13 protein-coding genes are annotated in these 16,143 nt (G+C 69.7%); 7 read left to right on the top strand and 6 right to left on the bottom strand.

Translation table 11 applies throughout. The features are described 5' to 3' along the window. Positions 1-2,315, bottom strand: a 2,315-nt coding sequence (locus ATM97_RS05870; RefSeq protein ID WP_218716915.1) for an ATP-binding protein, incomplete at its 3' end; no start/stop codon positions are given. Positions 2,316-2,634: 319 nt separating this feature from the next. Between ATM97_RS05870 and ATM97_RS05865 the strand changes: the two genes are divergently transcribed. The 3 genes from ATM97_RS05865 (at position 2,635) to ATM97_RS05855 (ending at position 6,802) form a co-directional block, all read left to right on the top strand. After that, positions 2,635-4,692 (top strand): AMP-binding protein, encoded by a 2,058-nt coding sequence (locus ATM97_RS05865; RefSeq protein WP_218716914.1) that lies wholly within the window; start codon positions 2,635-2,637, stop codon positions 4,690-4,692. 41 nt (positions 4,693-4,733) lie between these two features. After that, positions 4,734-5,438 (top strand): response regulator transcription factor, encoded by a 705-nt coding sequence (locus ATM97_RS05860; protein ID WP_218716913.1) that lies wholly within the window; start codon positions 4,734-4,736, stop codon positions 5,436-5,438. 107 nt (positions 5,439-5,545) lie between these two features. Continuing rightward, positions 5,546-6,802: a HAMP domain-containing sensor histidine kinase gene (locus ATM97_RS05855; RefSeq protein ID WP_308248387.1), complete on the top strand. Its 1,257-nt coding sequence runs from the start codon at positions 5,546-5,548 to the stop codon at positions 6,800-6,802. 78 nt (positions 6,803-6,880) lie between these two features. Here the strand turns inward: ATM97_RS05855 and ATM97_RS05850 are convergent, their stop codons facing one another. Next, positions 6,881-7,537 (bottom strand): hypothetical protein, encoded by a 657-nt coding sequence (locus tag ATM97_RS05850; protein ID WP_218716911.1) that lies wholly within the window; start codon positions 7,535-7,537, stop codon positions 6,881-6,883. A 287-nt stretch (positions 7,538-7,824) separates the two neighbouring features. Here ATM97_RS05850 and ATM97_RS05845 point away from each other — a divergent pair, with 287 nt between their 5' ends. Together ATM97_RS05845 and ATM97_RS05840 are read left to right on the top strand one after the other, a co-directional pair. Further along, a complete protein-coding gene (locus tag ATM97_RS05845) occupies positions 7,825-8,985 on the top strand; it encodes a hypothetical protein (RefSeq protein WP_308248386.1) in 1,161 nt (386 codons plus the stop codon). Positions 8,986-9,066: 81 nt separating this feature from the next. Continuing rightward, the gene (locus ATM97_RS05840; protein ID WP_218716910.1) at positions 9,067-9,645 is read left to right on the top strand and encodes a Uma2 family endonuclease; all 579 of its coding nucleotides are present in this window, start codon (positions 9,067-9,069) and stop codon (positions 9,643-9,645) included. Positions 9,646-9,717: 72 nt separating this feature from the next. Here the strand turns inward: ATM97_RS05840 and ATM97_RS05835 are convergent, their stop codons facing one another. The 4 genes from ATM97_RS05835 to pdxH all read right to left on the bottom strand — a co-directional run bounded on the left by ATM97_RS05835 (position 9,718) and on the right by pdxH (position 13,742). Beyond that, positions 9,718-10,077 carry an FKBP-type peptidyl-prolyl cis-trans isomerase gene (locus ATM97_RS05835; protein WP_218716909.1) on the bottom strand — a complete coding sequence of 120 codons (360 nt, stop codon included), beginning with the start codon at positions 10,075-10,077 and terminating at the stop codon, positions 9,718-9,720. Between the two features lie 32 nt (positions 10,078-10,109). Beyond that, positions 10,110-11,423 carry a citrate synthase gene (locus ATM97_RS05830; protein WP_218716908.1) on the bottom strand — a complete coding sequence of 438 codons (1,314 nt, stop codon included), beginning with the start codon at positions 11,421-11,423 and terminating at the stop codon, positions 10,110-10,112. A 271-nt stretch (positions 11,424-11,694) separates the two neighbouring features. Further along, complete coding sequence (locus ATM97_RS05825; RefSeq protein ID WP_218716907.1) at positions 11,695-12,996, bottom strand: MFS transporter; 1,302 nt, start codon at positions 12,994-12,996, stop codon at positions 11,695-11,697. A 50-nt stretch (positions 12,997-13,046) separates the two neighbouring features. Continuing rightward, positions 13,047-13,742 carry a pyridoxamine 5'-phosphate oxidase gene (gene pdxH, locus ATM97_RS05820; RefSeq protein ID WP_218716906.1) on the bottom strand — a complete coding sequence of 232 codons (696 nt, stop codon included), beginning with the start codon at positions 13,740-13,742 and terminating at the stop codon, positions 13,047-13,049. Between the two features lie 128 nt (positions 13,743-13,870). On the opposite strand from pdxH, the gene ATM97_RS05815 reads away from it, so the two are divergent. Further along, a complete protein-coding gene (locus tag ATM97_RS05815) occupies positions 13,871-14,992 on the top strand; it encodes a citrate synthase 2 (protein WP_218716905.1) in 1,122 nt (373 codons plus the stop codon). A 204-nt stretch (positions 14,993-15,196) separates the two neighbouring features. Beyond that, on the top strand, positions 15,197-16,069 hold the full coding sequence (locus ATM97_RS05810; RefSeq protein ID WP_308248385.1) for a polysaccharide deacetylase family protein: 873 nt from the start codon (positions 15,197-15,199) through the stop codon (positions 16,067-16,069). Positions 16,070-16,143 lie beyond the last annotated feature (74 nt).

Genomic DNA, 16,143 nt, shown 5'->3' with positions numbered 1-16,143 from the left:
GCACCGGCGGGCTTGGGATCGCCCGGCTGCCCCGGCGCGGACGGCGCGCCCTGCGGACGCTGCGGTCCACCGGGTCCGCCCGGCCCACCGGCCGCGAGGTTGCGCTTGGGCAGATTGGCCGCGGCCAGCTTGCCGCGCTGCGGCACGTTGCCCTGACCGGGCGCCGGCGGACGCAGGGTCGGCGAGGACTGCTCGGCGGCGTCCTGCTGCAGGCCCTGGGCCATCGAGTTCCCGGGCTGCCGCTGCGGCAGCCCACCCTGACCGGCCGGGATCGGCCCGCTGCTGACACCGGGATCGACGGTGACCATCACGTTGCCGCCCGGGGTCCGGGTGATCGCGCGGGTCTGCATCGTGCTCTGCTGGTTCTGCGGGTTCGGGCGCTGCTGCTGCGGCGGCGCCTGCTGCTGCAGCTGCTGCGGCGGCACCACCGGGCCGCCGGCGCCGGAGACGATCAGGCCGACCGGCACGTGCACGGTGACGGTGACGCCCGGATCGCGCGCGGTGTCGAAGGTCGGACGCAGGCGCACGGTCAGACCGTGCCGCTCGGCGAGCCGGCCGACTACGAACAGACCCATGTGGCGGGCGGTGTCGGGACCGGGCTCGGCGGTCTGCTCGAGCCTGCGGTTGATCTCCGACATCTCCTGCGGCGGCATACCGATACCGCGGTCGGCGACCTCGATCAGCAGACCCTGATCATGGGCCTGGGCGAAGGTGAACTTGACGTCGGTCTCCGGCGGGGAGGCCCGCAGCGCGTTGTCGAGCAGCTCGGCGAACAGGTGCGCCATGTCGGAGGCGGCCGGTTCGACCAGCGAGCCACGCGGGGTCGCGCCGAGCTTGACCCGTTCGTAGTCCTCGACCTCGGAGATCGCGGCACGCAGCACGTCGGCGATCTCGACCGGGGCCGACTTGGTCCGGCGCTGCTTGGTACCGGCGAGGATGAGCAGGTTGTCACCGTTACGGCGCATGCGCGCCGCGAGGTGGTCGAGCCGGAAGAGGTTCTCGAGCAGGCGCGGGTCCTTCTCGTCGTACTCCATCGCCTCGATGAGGGTGAGCTGATGGTCGACGAGCGACTTGGAGCGCCGGGCCAGAGTCTCGAACATGTCGTTGACCTGCGAACGCATCTGCGCCTGATCACTCGCCAGGCGCAGCGCCTGACCGTGGATGTCGTCGACGGCGCGGGCCAGCTGGCCGATCTCCTCGTCGGAGCGCACCGGCATCGGCTCGAGCGGCACGTCCTCGGGGGCGGCGCCGTTACGCAGCTGGGCGACCTCGTGCGGCAGATCGGACTCGGCGACACGCAGCGCGGCCAGGCGCAGGCGGTGCAGCGGCACGATCATCGAGCGGGCGACGAACACGGCCAGCAACAGCGCGGCGAGGATCGTCGCGATGACGACGCCGGTGTAGGACCAGGCGCCGGTGGCGGCGGTGGTGGTGAGTTCGTCCATGGACGACTCGATGGCCTTGGTGGCCTGGTCGACGACGCCCTCGTAGCCGACGAGGCTGGTGACGAGCGACGTACGCATGTCACCGATGGGCAGCTTGCCCGCCGCGACCTCGGGGCTGCTGACCAGGTTCTGCCGGACGTCGGCCTGCGCCTTGAGGTCCGCGATCACCCGATCGCCGTCGGGGAAGCGGTTGGCCAGCACGTCGAGCAGGTGCCGCTCGGTGGCGACACCGGTGATGAAGTCCTGCGAACCCTGCGGCAGACCGCGCAGCATCTCGGAGATGCCTGCCAGCTGGTCGACGAGCACGGAACGGGTGTTGAGCGAGTCGACGAGGCGCAGCTTGGCCTGGTCCATGACCGGATCGCTGACCTGGGCGATGGTGGTCTCGACGATGTCGACGCTGTCTTTACGCATCTGCTCGACCGAGGCCAGCGCGGGCTCGGCCGACGAGGTCAGCGCCTTGCCCTGGCCGCGCACGTTCTTGGCCTGCGAGATCATCCGCTGCAGCGCCTCGTGCGCCCGCGGCAGATCGGTCAACCGGCCCAGTGAGGACTCGGCGGCGGCGATGGCCGCATCGAGATCGGCGAGGTCCTTGTCGGTGACCAGGGTGACCCCCGGCCCCGCGGGAACCATCTGACTACCGGTGACCCGCGCCGAGGTAGCACTCAGCGCGGTGACCGACGGAATCGAGTCGACCTGCTCATTGATGCTCGACAGCCGGTTGGCCTCCGAGAACTCCGAGGTAATTCTCGACACGCCGAGCCCGACCGCGACCGCGAGCGGCACGGCCAGCACGGCCGTAACCTTCCAACGCAGGTCCCAGTTGCCGAGCGCCCAGCGCTTGCTGCCGGACCTAGCGGCGTCACGCATCTCCCACTCACTTTCCAAACTGGCCTCGTACCTTGCGCCATCAGCGAACCTCCACAGGCGCGATGGCGGCTCACCAGAGTTGACTGGCCGAGAACTGCGGCTGGCCGAGAAATTGCGTCTACGACTGCCCGAATAAGTGACATCAGATTCTAACGGATCAATAACTTCTTGGCTGACTCCCGGTAGAGGTCCGCGCGATGACCTGCCCGTTCCAGGCAAAACCAAAGGTCGCGGCACCCCCTCGGGTGTCGCGTGAAGTCTGCCACAATCATCAGGATCTATCGAGCGGGCATCGAAGCGAGGCTAGGGAGTCACGGGCTTGGACGTGGAACACGAGTACCGACCGGTCTATCAGACCAGTCTGGTCGACCCAGCCGACTTCTGGTCCGCCGCAGCTCAGGCCATCGAGTGGGACGTGGCGCCGCAGCAGATCGTCGACGCCGCCGACAAGCGCGCGGCCCGCTGGTTCCCCGACGCCCGGCTCAACACCTGCGTCAACGCGCTGGACCGGCACGTGCGAGCGGGCACCGTCGCCGAGGGCGGGCACGCCGATCAGGCCGCCCTCATATATGTCTCCGCTATGACGGACACCACCACCGTCTACACCTACGCCGAGCTGCTCGACGAGGTCGCCCGATTCGCCGGAGCCATGCGTGATCTCGGCGTCGTGGCCGGTGACCGGGTGGTGATCTACCTGCCGATGATCCCCGAGGCCGTGATCGCGATGCTGGCCTGCGCCCGCATCGGCGCGGTGCACTCGGTGGTGTTCGGCGGCTTCGCCGCGCCCGAACTGGCCGCCCGCATCGACGACGCCGAACCGGTCCTGGTGGTCACCGCCTCGGGCGGCATGGAGCCCCACCGCCGCATCGACTACCCGCCGATCGTGCTGCAGGCGCTGGATCTGGCGCAGACGGCGTCGGTGCGCACGGTGATCGTCAAGCAGCGCCCGGAATTCCCGACCATCGAGTTCCCGGCAGCGCTGCCCGCCACCGACGTGCTGCCGTCCTCGGAGCAGACCGTCGCGGCCCGCTGGGTCGACTGGGCCGCCACCGTCGCCGACGTCACCCCGGCCGAGCCGGTCTCGGTCGCCGCGACCGATCCGCTCTACATCCTCTACACCTCGGGAACCACCGGCAAACCCAAGGGCGTGGTCCGCGACAACGGCGGGCACGCGGTCGCGCTGGCCTGGTCGATGCGCAATATCTACGACGTCGGCCCAGGTCAGGTGTTCTGGGCGGCCTCCGATGTGGGCTGGGTCGTCGGCCACTCCTATATCGTCTACGCGCCGCTGCTGGTCGGCGCGACGACCGTGCTCTACGAGGGCAAACCGGTCGGCACGCCCGACGCGGGGGTGTTCTGGCGGATCATCGACGAGCACGACGTGCGGGTGCTGTTCACCGCGCCGACTGCGTTGCGCGCGATCCGGCGGGCCGATCCCGAGGCCGCCGCCGCCCACCGCCACGACCTGTCCCGGCTGCGCGCGCTGTTCTGCGCGGGCGAGCGGCTGGACCCGGCCACCTTCGAATGGGCCTCCGGCACCCTGCTCGCCGATCACCCCGACACCCCGGTGGTCGATCACTGGTGGCAGACCGAGACCGGCTGGCCGATCTGCGCCGACCCGCTCGGCCTGCAGGAACTGCCGGTCAAACCCGGTTCGTCGTGCGTGCCGGTGCCCGGCTACCGGCTGCGGGTGCTCGACGCGAACGGCAATCCGGTGCCGACCGGCGTCGAGGGCAACATCGTCATCGGGCTGCCGCTGCCGCCCGGCGCGCTGACCGGGCTGTGGCGCGACCGCGAGCGGTTCATCCGCTCGTATCTGTCGGCCTTCCCCGGCCACTATCTGACCGGCGATTCCGGTTACTTCGACGAGGACGGCTACCTCTACGTCCTCGGCCGCAGCGACGACGTGATCAACATGGCCGGGCACCGTCTCTCGGCGGGCAGCATCGAGGCCGCCATCGCCGGGCACGACGCGATCGCCGAATGCGCCGTGATCGGTGTGCCCGACGAGCTCAAGGGCCACCTGCCGCTGGCCTACGTGGTGCTCAAGCAGGGTGTGGAGGTCGATCCGGAGCAGTTGCGGACCGAACTCGCCGAGCGGGTGCGCGAGCAGATCGGCGCCATCGCCACCCTGCACAGCGCGATCATCGTTTCGGGCCTGCCCAAGACCCGTTCGGGCAAGATCCTGCGCAAGACGATCCGCCAGCTCACCGCCGGGGAACAGGTGGAGACCCCGGCCACCATCGAGGACCCGGCCGTGCTCACCGCGCTGGCCGACCGCATCCTGGCGAATCCGCCGCTGGGCAATCCGCCCCCGGCCGCGCAGGACACGCCCACCCCCGACCTCGACGGCGACCCGGTGGCCCCGACGGCCTGACCATCGGGCCCGGTGGTGGCCGCCGCCCCTAGGATTGCGGCGTGACCGATCGTGCTGCCTCCACTGTCCTGGTCGTCGACGACGACGAGGACGTCCTCGCCTCGGTCGAACGCGGCCTGCGGCTGTCCGGGTTCCAGGTGCTGGTCGCGCGCGACGGCGCCGCCGCTCTGCGCGCCGTCTCCGAGCACGCGCCCGACGCGGTGGTGCTCGACATGAACATGCCGGTGCTCGACGGCGCGGGCGTGGTGACGGCGTTGCGGGCGATGGGCAACGACGTGCCGGTCTGCGTGCTCAGCGCCCGCGCCTCGGTCGACGACCGGATCGCGGGCCTGGAGTCCGGGGCCGACGACTACCTGGTGAAACCGTTCGAACTGGCCGAGCTGGTGGCCCGGATCCGGGCCCTGCTGCGCCGCCGCACCGATGCCCCGGAGCCGGTCGCGCCCGGCGCGATCAGCGTCGGCCCGCTCCAGATCGACGTGGCCGGATACCGGGCGCTGCTGCACGGCAAGGAAATCGAGCTCACCAAACGAGAATTCGAATTGTTGTCGACGCTGGCCCGGAATGCGGGTGTGGTGTTGACGCGTGAACGGCTGCTGGAATTGGTGTGGGGTTACGATTTCATAGCCGATACGAATGTCGTCGACGTGTTCGTCGGATACTTGCGACGCAAACTCGAAATAGATGACACGCCAAGGATTTTGCACACGATTCGCGGCGTAGGGTTCGTGCTCCGGGAACCGAAATGATCGAGGCCCCGCCGAAACGCCGTCGGAGACAATCGTTTTCGCTCCGAACTCGGGTCGCGGGCGCGGCCGCGGCGGGTGCCGTCATCATCGTCTCGATCGCCGCATTCGTGGGTTTCCAGGCGATCGAACGCAACAATGTGACCCAAACCGACCAGCAGCTCGAGATCGCCTCGCGGATCGTGCTGATCGAGCCGGTGCTGGCCACCGGATTCGTCAACCTGACCGGTCTGCAGACCACCATGGCGCTCACCGTGCGCGACAACGGCCAGGTCACCGCGTCCAGTTCCACCCAGCTGCCCGATCTGCCGCCGGGCTCGCAGACCGTCGAGGTCAACGACCAGCCGTACCGGGTGCTCACCACCACCGAGAACCAGCCGGCGGGACGCACCGTCTCCCTGGCCATCCCGACCACCGAGGCCGCCAAGGCCACCGCGGACCAGCAACGCTGGGTGCTGCTGGGCGCCGCGATCGCGGTGGCGGCGGCCGCGGCGCTGGGCTGGCTGCTGGCCGGTCGCGCCGTGGGGCCGATCGTGAAGCTGACCAAGCAGGTCTCCGCGCGCAGTTCCTTCGGCGACCCCGACCACTCCGCCCAGCCGGTCGACGGGTCCGGTGTCGATGAAGCGGTCAAACTGGCCGACGCGGTGAACACCATGCTGGCCCGCGTCGACGAAGCGCAGGCCGAGACCGCCGCCGCGCTGGAGACGGCCCGCGATTTCGCCGCCGTGTCCGCCCACGAGCTGCGCACCCCGCTGACCGCGATCCGCACCGACCTCGAGGTCCTGCGCACCCTCGACCTCACCGACGAGCAGCGCCGCGAGATCCTCGACGACCTCGCCCGCAACGAGACCAGGATCGAGACCACGCTCACCGCGCTGGAACGCCTGGCCCGCGGCGACCTCACCGCCGAGGCCGACCACATCCCCACCGATGTGGCCGATCTGTGCGACCAGGCCGCCCACGACGCCATGCGCCACAACCCCGGCCTCTCGGTCCGCATCGACACCGACGCCGAGCTCGTCACCCGTGGGCTGCCCGCCGGTCTGCGGCTCGCGATCGACAACGCGCTGACCAACTCGGTCAAGCACGGTGGCGCCACCCATGCCGTCGTCTCGGCGCATCGCGCGCCCGGCGGTCGCATCGTCATCGCCGTCGACGACAACGGCACCGGCGTGCCGGTCGCCGAGCGCGACGCCGTCTTCGCCCGCTTCGCCCGCGGGACCAATGCCAGCAAGGGCGGGTCCGGCCTCGGCCTGGCGCTGGTGGCCCAGCAGGCCCAATTGCACGGCGGGCGGGCCTATTTCGAGGACAGCGCGTTCGGCGGGGCTCGGCTGGTCATCGAACTGCCGGCCCGGGACACGCCCTAGACGCGCGATAGCCCCGCCGCCGCCACAAGGCGCGACGACAGGGCTATCACGGAGCTATTGATCAGCCTCGTCGAGGGATCAGGGCAGCACCTGCGGCACCGACTCCGGGATCACCAGGCCGATGACGGCACCGATCACGGCACCGGTCAGCGCGGTCGAGATCACCGACGGGATGGCGCAGAAGACGTAGCCGATGATGAACGCGGCCAGTGCGGGCACGCACATGATCGCGGCGGCCAGCGCGCCGATGGTGGCGCCTGCGGCCGCACCGTTCTGGACCGGGTCGTGGTTGCCGGCCTCGGGGTTGGTGGCGATGTCCTTCAGCTCGGTGCTGGTGTCGCCGGACAGCTGCGGCGCCATCTGCACGGTCTTGCCGTCGGCGGAGACCACCGAGGCGATCGCGATGGCGTTGCCGTCGACGGTGTTGAACTTGAGCGGGACCTCGCCGACGGTGACACCGGTGGCCGAGACCACGGTGACGGCGTCGGGGGTGATCACGAAGCGGCCGTTGTCGATGCTCGCGGAGATGGTGCGCAGGTCCGGCGAGACGGTGGTGCGGAAGTCCACGCCGTCGGCGGCACCGGCGCTGGCCAGGCCGGTGGCGATCTGCGTCTGACGCTCGGTGTCGACGTCAGCGGCCGCGACACCCGCGGTGACCAGCGACGTGGCGACGGCCAGCGGCAGCGCGGCCACGAATGCGCGACGGCCCGCCCGGGTGATGGTGCGGTGGAACATGTTCGATGTCTCCCTCCCGATGCCCCCGGCGAATCCCCGAACCCCCCGGACGAATCGATGAAATCTCGATCTCGATTGACTCGAGATTTGTATCGGACCCGGAGAAACAATGGAAGGCACTGTGATGCACGCCATATCACGACATCGTTTGACGTCCCGATGAGCGGGAATCGCCCGCCCGAGAACAGGTTCCGGCACACCGTCAGCTATCCCCGTCGTGCCATCCTCACCGAACTCTCAGACATCTCCCACGACCCGGCGCGAACTCGCTCGATACCGTCGGCGGCGTGATCGGAAAACGCACCAGGATGGTCTGTCTCGTCGCTGCTGTCGCGCTGGCGGGTGGTGGTATCGCCGCGTGCGCGGGCACGTCCGACTCCCCCACGGGATTCGCGCTCGTCAACGCCGATACCGGGCCGACCGGGGAGCGCGTGGCCAAGGCGGTCCAGGACGCCGGCGGCTACGAGTGGACGGTGGCCAAGCCGGGTGAGCTCGACGCGGCCGACTACGCCGCGGTGATCACCCTGCCCGCCGATCTCACCGCGTCGATGGCGACGCTGGCCACGCCGGAACCCAAGCGCGCCAAGGTCACCGTCACCGCCCACGACGGCGCGGACGAGAACGTCGTCAACGGCGCCGTCGCCGCCGTGACCCACCGGATCGGCGCCTCCGGCGTCGACGCCGCGCTGGCCGCGGTCTCCCAGGCCCGCAATCAGATGACCTCGGTGCAGTTCACCGCGCAGCTGCTCAACGCCGGCGTCACCGCGGCCGCCGACGGCGCCGCCCAGTTCAGCGGCGGCGCCAGCGAGATGCTCGGGTTCCTCGACTTCGCGAAACAGGGCGCGGGAGAACTCACCTCGGCCATCGAGCTGCTGAACCAGACCGTGGACGGCGCGACCAAGCAGGCGAACCAGCTGGCCGACGCGCTCGGCGCCACCGGCGTCACCATCGCCGGCGTGGAGCGTAGCGCCACCGCGCTGAGCACCGGCCTGGACCAGGTCCTGCCGCTGCTGCGCGCCCTGCCGTTCGCCACCGATCCCCAGCTGGCCGACATCATCACCAAGCTCGAAGCGCTGCGCGGCATCTCGAGTCAGGCGGGCGCCCAGCTGACCGGCCTGGCCGATCTGACCGGCGCCGCCGTCGACCCGAACACCGACCTCGGCACCCTGCTGCGCACCGTTGTCACCCGGCTCGACAGCGCCCGCACCCAGCTCACCCAGGGCGCCGAACTCGCCAAGGGCCTGCCCACTCTCGCCGAACAGGGCGGCGCCCAGATCACCTCCGCGATCGAACAGATGACCACCGGCGTCGGCGCCCTGCAGAACATCGTCGGCAACCTCAACACCCAGACCGGCAAGGCCATCGAGGCCCTCCCCGCCCGCAGCACCACCCAGAACTCCGCCCTCGCCCTCGCCCTCACCGACCCGGTCGAGGTCGTCCGGGAGTAGCGACATCGCGACCCACGTCGTCGGCATCGGCCTTCTTCCAGACCACAAGTCCGCTCGCGGCCTGGCGGTATGCTCACCGGCATGACGATCCAGCCGACGGATTCGCTCCCTCATCTGATGACCGAAGAGGAGTACCTCCGGCTGCCGGAAGCCGCGGCGCGTGAGATCGAAGTGGTCCACGGGCATGTCATCGTGTGTGAATCGCCTACTCCGGAACACAATCGCATCGCTCGGCGCCTGGCCGACGCTATGGAGCGGCTGCCCAGTACCGAACCGTGCATCCGGGTCGACACCGACATCGACGTGGTGCTGTGGCGCGTCCCGAAGTTCACCTTTCGCCGCCCTGACGTGGTGATCTACCGCTGCCTGGACAGGCCGGGAGCGAAACCCGAAGCCGCCGACGCGTTGATCGTGGTCGAGGTGTCGTCGCCGTCGACCGCCGCCGAGGACCTGCTGGACAAGAAGGCCCAGTACGCGCGGGTCGGGATACCCCTCTATCTCGTGGTCGTGCTGGACACCAAGTTCGGGATCGAGGAGGTACTCGAGTTCCGCCTCGACGCACATGCCCGGGAATACCGATTGCACCAGATCCATCGCGGCATCGTCGCGCTCAGTCACGTCGTCGTCGGCGAAATACCGATGGCCGACCTCACCCGCTGAGCACTCCTCACACACAGACAACTGAGGCCGGGTTCCTGTCGGGAACCCGGCCTCAGTGTGTTGTTCGGCTGGTCAGTTCGCGTTGAGCAGGTCGATCACGAAGACCAGGGTCTTGCCGGAGAGGTGGTGGCCCGCGCCGGCGGGGCCGTAGGCGAGCTCCGGCGGGATGGTCAGCTGGCGACGGCCGCCGACCTTCATGCCAGGGATACCTTCCTGCCAGCCCTGGATCAGGCCGCGCAGCGGGAAGGTGATGGACTCGCCACGGTCCCACGAAGAGTCGAACTGCTCGCCGCTGTCGAACTCGACGCCGACGTAGTGCACCTCGACGGTGCCGCCGGGCACCGCTTCCTTGCCTTCGCCCTCGACGAGGTCCTTGATCACGAGCTCGGTGGGCGCGGGGCCCTCCTGGAATTCGATCTCCGGCTTGGTCATTCGGCTATCCCCTTCGATAGTTTCAGTTCGGACTAACGGCCAGCGATGTCGCGGTAGTCACGCTCACCGTAACCGGTGTAGATCTGGCGCGGGCGGCCGATCTTGAGCGGCTCGGAGTGCATCTCACGCCAGTGGGCGATCCAGCCGGGCAGGCGGCCCATGGCGAAGAGCACGGTGAACATGCGGGTCGGGAAGCCCATCGCCCGGTAGATGACGCCGGTGTAGAAGTCGACGTTCGGGTACAGGCGCCGCGAGACGAAGTAGTCGTCCGTGAGGGCGGCCTCTTCGAGCTGCTTGGCGATGTCGAGCAGCTGGTCGTCGCCGCCGATCTTCGACAGGATCTTGTCGGCGGCCTGCTTGACCAGGGTGGCGCGCGGGTCGTAGTTGCGGTAGACGCGGTGCCCGAAGCCCATGAGCTTCACGCCGTCTTCCTTGTTCTTGACCTTGCGGATGAATTCCTTGACGTCGCCGCCGTTGGCCTTGATCTCGTCGAGCATCTCGAGCACGGCCTGGTTGGCGCCGCCGTGCAGCGGGCCCCACAGCGCGTTGATGCCACCGGACACCGAGGTGAACAGGTTGGCGTCGGAGGAGCCGACGAGGCGCACGGTCGAGGTGGAGCAGTTCTGCTCGTGGTCGGCGTGCAGGATCAGCAGCATGTCGAGCGCGGCGGCGATCTCGGGGTCGACCTCGTAGGGCTCGGCCGGGAAGCCGAAGGTCATCCGCAGGAAGTTCTCGACCAGGCTCAGCGAGTTGTCCGGGTAGAGGAACGGCTGGCCGACCGACTTCTTGTACGAGTAGGCCGCGATGGTGGGCAGCTTGGCCAGCAGGCGGATGGTGGACAGCTCGACCTGCTCGGGGTCGCGCGGGTCCAGCGAGTCCTGGTAGTACGCCGAGAGCGCGTTCACCGCCGACGACAGCACCGGCATCGGGTGCGCGTTGCGCGGGAACCCGTCGAAGAACCGCTTCAGATCCTCGTGCAGCAGCGTGTGGCGGCGGATGCGATCGGTGAAGTCGTCGAGCTGGGCCTGGGTCGGCAGCTCGCCGTAGATGAGCAGGTAGCTGACCTCGATGAAGGTCGAGCGGCCGGCCAGCTGGTCGATCGGGTAGCCGCGGTAGCGCAGGATGCCCGCTTCACCGTCGATGTAGGTGATGGCCGACTTGGTCGACGCGGTGTTCATGAAACCGGGGTCGTAGGTGACGTAGCCGGTGCTGGCCAGCAGCTTGCCCAAGTCGAGTCCGTCGTTGCCCTCTGCGGCCTTGGTGACCGAAATCGGGAACTCGCCACCGGGGTACTGCAGTACCGCCTTGGCGTCATCGGCGACGTTGGTGATGTTCTCAGCGGGCACGGAAGGATCCCTCTCAGGCTAGAACCGTAGGCACCGATGCGGTCGGCACGCGGTGCACTTGCGCTAACGCTAGCTGTTGTTCGGTCGAGACAAGCAATCAGGGTTGTCCTGCGCCGTTCTCACACCGGGGCCGATCGGCGGTGAGGTCGGCGCACAGCTGCCGACCTGCGCCGATCCCCTGTTCGCCGACCTCGCGCGGTGCTGCCGCGCACGGCGGCGGGCCCCTGCGCGGGCGAATCGGCGATAGTCATGTAATCCCTTCTCGCACAACTCAATTGACCAGTGAATCGGTGTGCGCGCGGGTCACCCGGTAACGGACGAAGGCGGGGAAGGCCAGTGCGGCGAGCACCACCCCGATGACGACCAGAACACCGCCACCCGCGGCAGCTACAGCGGTACCCAGGCTCGCCGCGGCGAAACCGTGGGCAACATCACCGATCCGCGGCCCACCTGCGACAACCACGATGAACACGCCCTGCAGACGGCCGCGCATCTCGTCGGTGGAGACGTTGAGCAACATCGCCGTGCGCAGCGCCGCCGAGACCATGTCGACCGCGCCGCCCAGGGCCAGGAAGGCCACCGCGATCCACAGCCACACCCCCAGCCCGAACAGGTGCCCGGCCAGCCCCACCGCCAAGCCGAACCCGATCATCGCCACGCCCCAGATCACGATGCAGACGATCACCGCCAGGCCCTGCCTGCGGATGCGCGGCACCCAGCCGGAGAACACCCCGCCCAGCACCGCGCCCGCCGAGATGGCCGCGAACAGCAGACCCAGCGCGACACCGCCCTCGACCGGGTCGTGGAAGGTCTCGTGCGCGATCTGCGGGAACAGCGCGCGCGGCATGCCGAACACCATGGCGATGATGTCGACGACGAACGACGCGAGCAGGATGCGCTGCTTGGTCAGATAGCGGAAACCGTCGATGACGGCGCGCAGCCCGGCCCGGCGCTGATCGCCGGTGGGCGGGAAGGCGGGCAGTTTCCACACCGCCCACACCGTCGCGAGCAGCGCGATCGCATCGATCAGATACAGCGTCGACAGGCCGAGCACCGGGATGAGCAGACCCGCCAGCACCGGTCCGGCGATCATGCCGACGTTCTGCACGGTCATGCTCAGCGAGCTGGCCGCGGCGATCTGCTCGGGCGGCAGCAGCCGGGCGATGGCCGCGCTGCGGGTGGGCTGGTTGACCGCGAAGAACGCCTGCTGGGCGGCGAACAGGCCCAGCACCAGCCACACGTTGTTCGTCCCGAGCGCGGCCTGCGCCCAGAACGCCACCGCCGTCACACCGGTGCCCGCCGTGGTGATGATCAGCAGGGTGCGCCGGTCCATCACATCGGCCAGCGCGCCGCCCCAGAGCCCGAACACGACCAGCGGGACCAGGCCGAACAGGCCGGCCAAGCCGACGTACCCCGAGCTGCCGGTGATCTGGAAGATCTGCTGCGGAACCGCGACCACCGAGAGCTGCGCACCGATGACGGTGACGATGTTGGTGGTCCAAAGCCTGCGATAGTCGGGATGACGCAGGGGTTCGGTGTCGGCGAGCAGCTTCACTCGCCGCAGATTAGCCATCGCCGGGCGATCGCAGAACGGATGCGCTCGGTGAGATACCCCACCGCTCGTTAGGGCTGCAAACGTTCCACGGTTGTGCCTGCGTCGCCGATCCGCACGACGATCCGGTTGTGCAGCCGACCCCGTCTGCCCTGCCAGAACTCCACCTCGTCGGGCCGCAGCAGGTACCCGCCCCAGAACGGCGGGACCGGAATGTCGTCGACGTCGGCGAAGCGGGCCGTGGCCTCGGCCAACGACCGATCCACCTCCGCGCGCGAGGCCGCGGGCCGCGACTGCCGCGACGCCCACGCGCCCAGCCGCGAGTCGCGCGGGCGGGTCTGCCAGTAGGCCTCGGTCACCTCGGCGGGCACCCGCTCGGTGATCCCGCGCAGATGGACCTGCCGGGCCAGCGCGGGCCAGACGAAGGTCGCCGCGGCGTACGGGTCGGCGGCGAGCTGGTTGCCCTTGGCCGAGTCGTAATTCGTGTAGAAGGTGACGCCCTCGGGCGCGAGTCCCTTGCACAGGACGGTGCGCGCGACCGGGCGCGGGGCCGGGCCCGACAGCGACACCGTCGCCAGCACCATCGCGTTGGATTCGGCGATGCCGAGACCGCGCGCCTGCTCGATCCAGCGGCGCAGCAACGGTTCCCAGCCGCCGGCCACCCAGGTCTCGTCGAGGTCGGTCTCCTCCGGCACCGACAGCGGGTCGCCGTAGTCGACGCGCATGGCGGCGAGGTCGGCCGCGGTCGCGGGTTCGTGGTCAACCATGAGGACAGACGGTACGCCGGGACGCGGGCCGGGAAGGGGTCCAGGTCTGGCCAGGGGCGACGTTACTACCCGGTATCCCCAGGGCTATGGTTCAGAAAGATCGGCATGCCCCTGCAAGGAGAGTCACCATGACTACCAGCTCGGTACCACAGGATTTCGTCAGCGGATTGGAAGGCGTGGTGGCCTTCACCACCGACATCGCCGAGCCGGACAAGGATGGTGGCGCGCTACGTTATCGCGGCGTCGACATCGAGGACCTGGTCACCAACCGCGTCACCTTCGGTGATGTGTGGGCCCTGCTGGTCGACGGCCAGTTCGGCCGCGGCCTCCCGCCCGCCGAGCCCTTCCCGCTGCCGGTGCACACCGGTGACGTGCGCGTCGACGTGCAGGCCGGTCTGGCCATGCTCGCCCCGATCTGGGGCTACGAGCCGCTGCTCGACATCGACGACGAGACCGCCCGCGAGAACCTGGCCCGCGCCTCGGTGATGGCGCTGTCCTACGTGGCGCAGTCCGCCCGCGGCATCTATCAGCCCGCCGTTCCGCAGCGCAAGATCGACGAGTGCACCACCGTCACCGAGCGGTTCATGACCCGCTGGAAGGGTGACCCGGACCCGCGCCACACCGAGGCGATCGACGCCTACTGGGTCTCGGCCGCCGAGCACGGCATGAACGCCTCCACCTTCACCGCCCGCGTCATCGCCTCCACCGGCGCCGACGTGGCGGCGTCGCTGTCGGGCGCGATCGGCGCCATGTCCGGCCCGCTGCACGGCGGCGCCCCCGCCCGCGTGCTCCCGATGATCGAGGCCGTCGAGCAGAGCGGCGACGCCCGCGCGCTGGTCAAGGGCATCCTCGACCGCAAAGAGAAGCTGATGGGCTTCGGCCACCGCGTCTACCGGGCCGAGGACCCGCGCGCCCGCGTGCTGCGCGCCACCGCCAAGCGTCTCGACGCCCCGCGCTTCGAGGTCGCCGCCGCGCTGGAGCAGGCCGCGCTGGCAGAACTGCGGGAGCGTCGCCCGGATCGGGCCATCGAGACCAATGTCGAGTTCTGGGCCGCGGTGATCCTGGACTTCGCCGAGGTCCCCGCGCACATGATGCCCGCCATGTTCACCTGCGGCCGGACCGCGGGCTGGTGCGCGCACATCCTGGAGCAGAAGCAGCTGGGCAAGCTCGTTCGCCCCGCCGCCATCTACACCGGCCCCGGCCCCCGCACCCCCGAAGAGGTCGCCGGCTGGTCCACCATCGCCGGCTGACCCACCCCGCATCGCCCGACCGGGCGTCGACGGCCACCCCGGCCGCCGACGCCCGGTCGTTGTCGATCTACCGGTCGTTCGTCTCCACGACATCCGGCGCCGACAGGATGTGTTCGCGGAACACAGCCGGTCGACGGCCTGTTCCGGCTGGTGGAGCGCTCGGCGGCGGTAATGTTCAGCCGACCTGATCGATAAGGGTGGGCGGTGCGGAACGAGGGGTTTTCCCGGCGTGAGCTTTTCGGCGCGGGGGCCGCGTTGGCGGCGGGTGTGCTGACCGGCTGTGCCGCCGCGCAGGGTGATTCGGCCGCGCCCGAGGTGGCAGCCGGGCCATCCGTGGCCGCGCCGCCGACCGCGCGGCCGATCTCGACCGTCGTCGCGCCGACCGCCGTCTCACCCGCCGCGGTCGCCGCCCGGCACGCCGGCGCTCGGCCACACGCGTGGGGTGTCGATCTGCCCGGCATCACCACCGGATTCCCGGCGAGTGGCAAGCAGCTGGCGCTCACCTTCGACGCGTGCGGCGGGCCGGGCAACAGCGAGGTCGACCAGGCGCTGCTGGATCTGCTGATCGCCGAGCGGATTCCGGCGACGCTGTTCCTCAACAAGCGCTGGATCGACGCCGATCCCGGTCGCGTGCAGCGGCTCGCCGCGAACCCGCTGTTCGAGCTGGCCAGTCACGGCGTCGCGCACAAGCCGCTGTCGGTGACCGGGCGGGCCGCCTACAACATCGCGGGCACGGCGTCGGCGGACGAAGCGGTGCACGAGGTGTGGGCCAATCACGAACGCCTGCTCGAGCTGACCGGACGGGCGCCGCGATTCTTCCGCGCGGGCACCGCCCACTACGACGACGTCGCGGTCGCCATCGTCGCCGAGCTGGGCGAGACCCCGCTCGGGTTCACCGTCAACGCCGACTTCGGCGCCACCGCCTCGGCCGCGCAGGTACAGCGGGCGATGAGTGCGGCCGCGCCCGGTGGCATCGTGCTCGCCCACATGCACCGGCCGAAGTCGGGCACGGCAGCCGGCATGGCCGTCGCGATCCCGGCCCTGCGCGCGGCCGGGTTCACCTTCGTTCACCTGTAGTCACGGCGTCGTCCACCGGTAGCCGACACGCGGTCCGGGTGGACCGCCGCTCAGCTGGCCCAGGCCGCGGGCAT

This window comes from Nocardia sp. MH4, from assembly GCF_019266065.1.
GTDB lineage: Bacteria > Actinomycetota > Actinomycetes > Mycobacteriales > Mycobacteriaceae > Nocardia > Nocardia canadensis.
This window is presented reverse-complemented; position numbering and strand designations above follow the sequence as displayed.

What these genes read in the sequence shown, in the direction of transcription:
- pdxH (WP_218716906.1), bottom strand. Translation starts at nt 13,742, where the DNA reads ATGGTTGACCACGAACCCGCGACCGCGGCCGACCTCGCCGCCATGCGC.
- ATM97_RS05850 (WP_218716911.1), bottom strand. Translation starts at nt 7,537, where the DNA reads ATGTTCCACCGCACCATCACCCGGGCGGGCCGTCGCGCATTCGTGGCC.
- ATM97_RS05825 (WP_218716907.1), bottom strand. Translation starts at nt 12,996, where the DNA reads ATGGCTAATCTGCGGCGAGTGAAGCTGCTCGCCGACACCGAACCCCTG.
- ATM97_RS05835 (WP_218716909.1), bottom strand. Translation starts at nt 10,077, where the DNA reads ATGACCAAGCCGGAGATCGAATTCCAGGAGGGCCCCGCGCCCACCGAG.
- ATM97_RS05840 (WP_218716910.1), top strand. Translation starts at nt 9,067, where the DNA reads ATGACGATCCAGCCGACGGATTCGCTCCCTCATCTGATGACCGAAGAG.
- ATM97_RS05815 (WP_218716905.1), top strand. Translation starts at nt 13,871, where the DNA reads ATGACTACCAGCTCGGTACCACAGGATTTCGTCAGCGGATTGGAAGGC.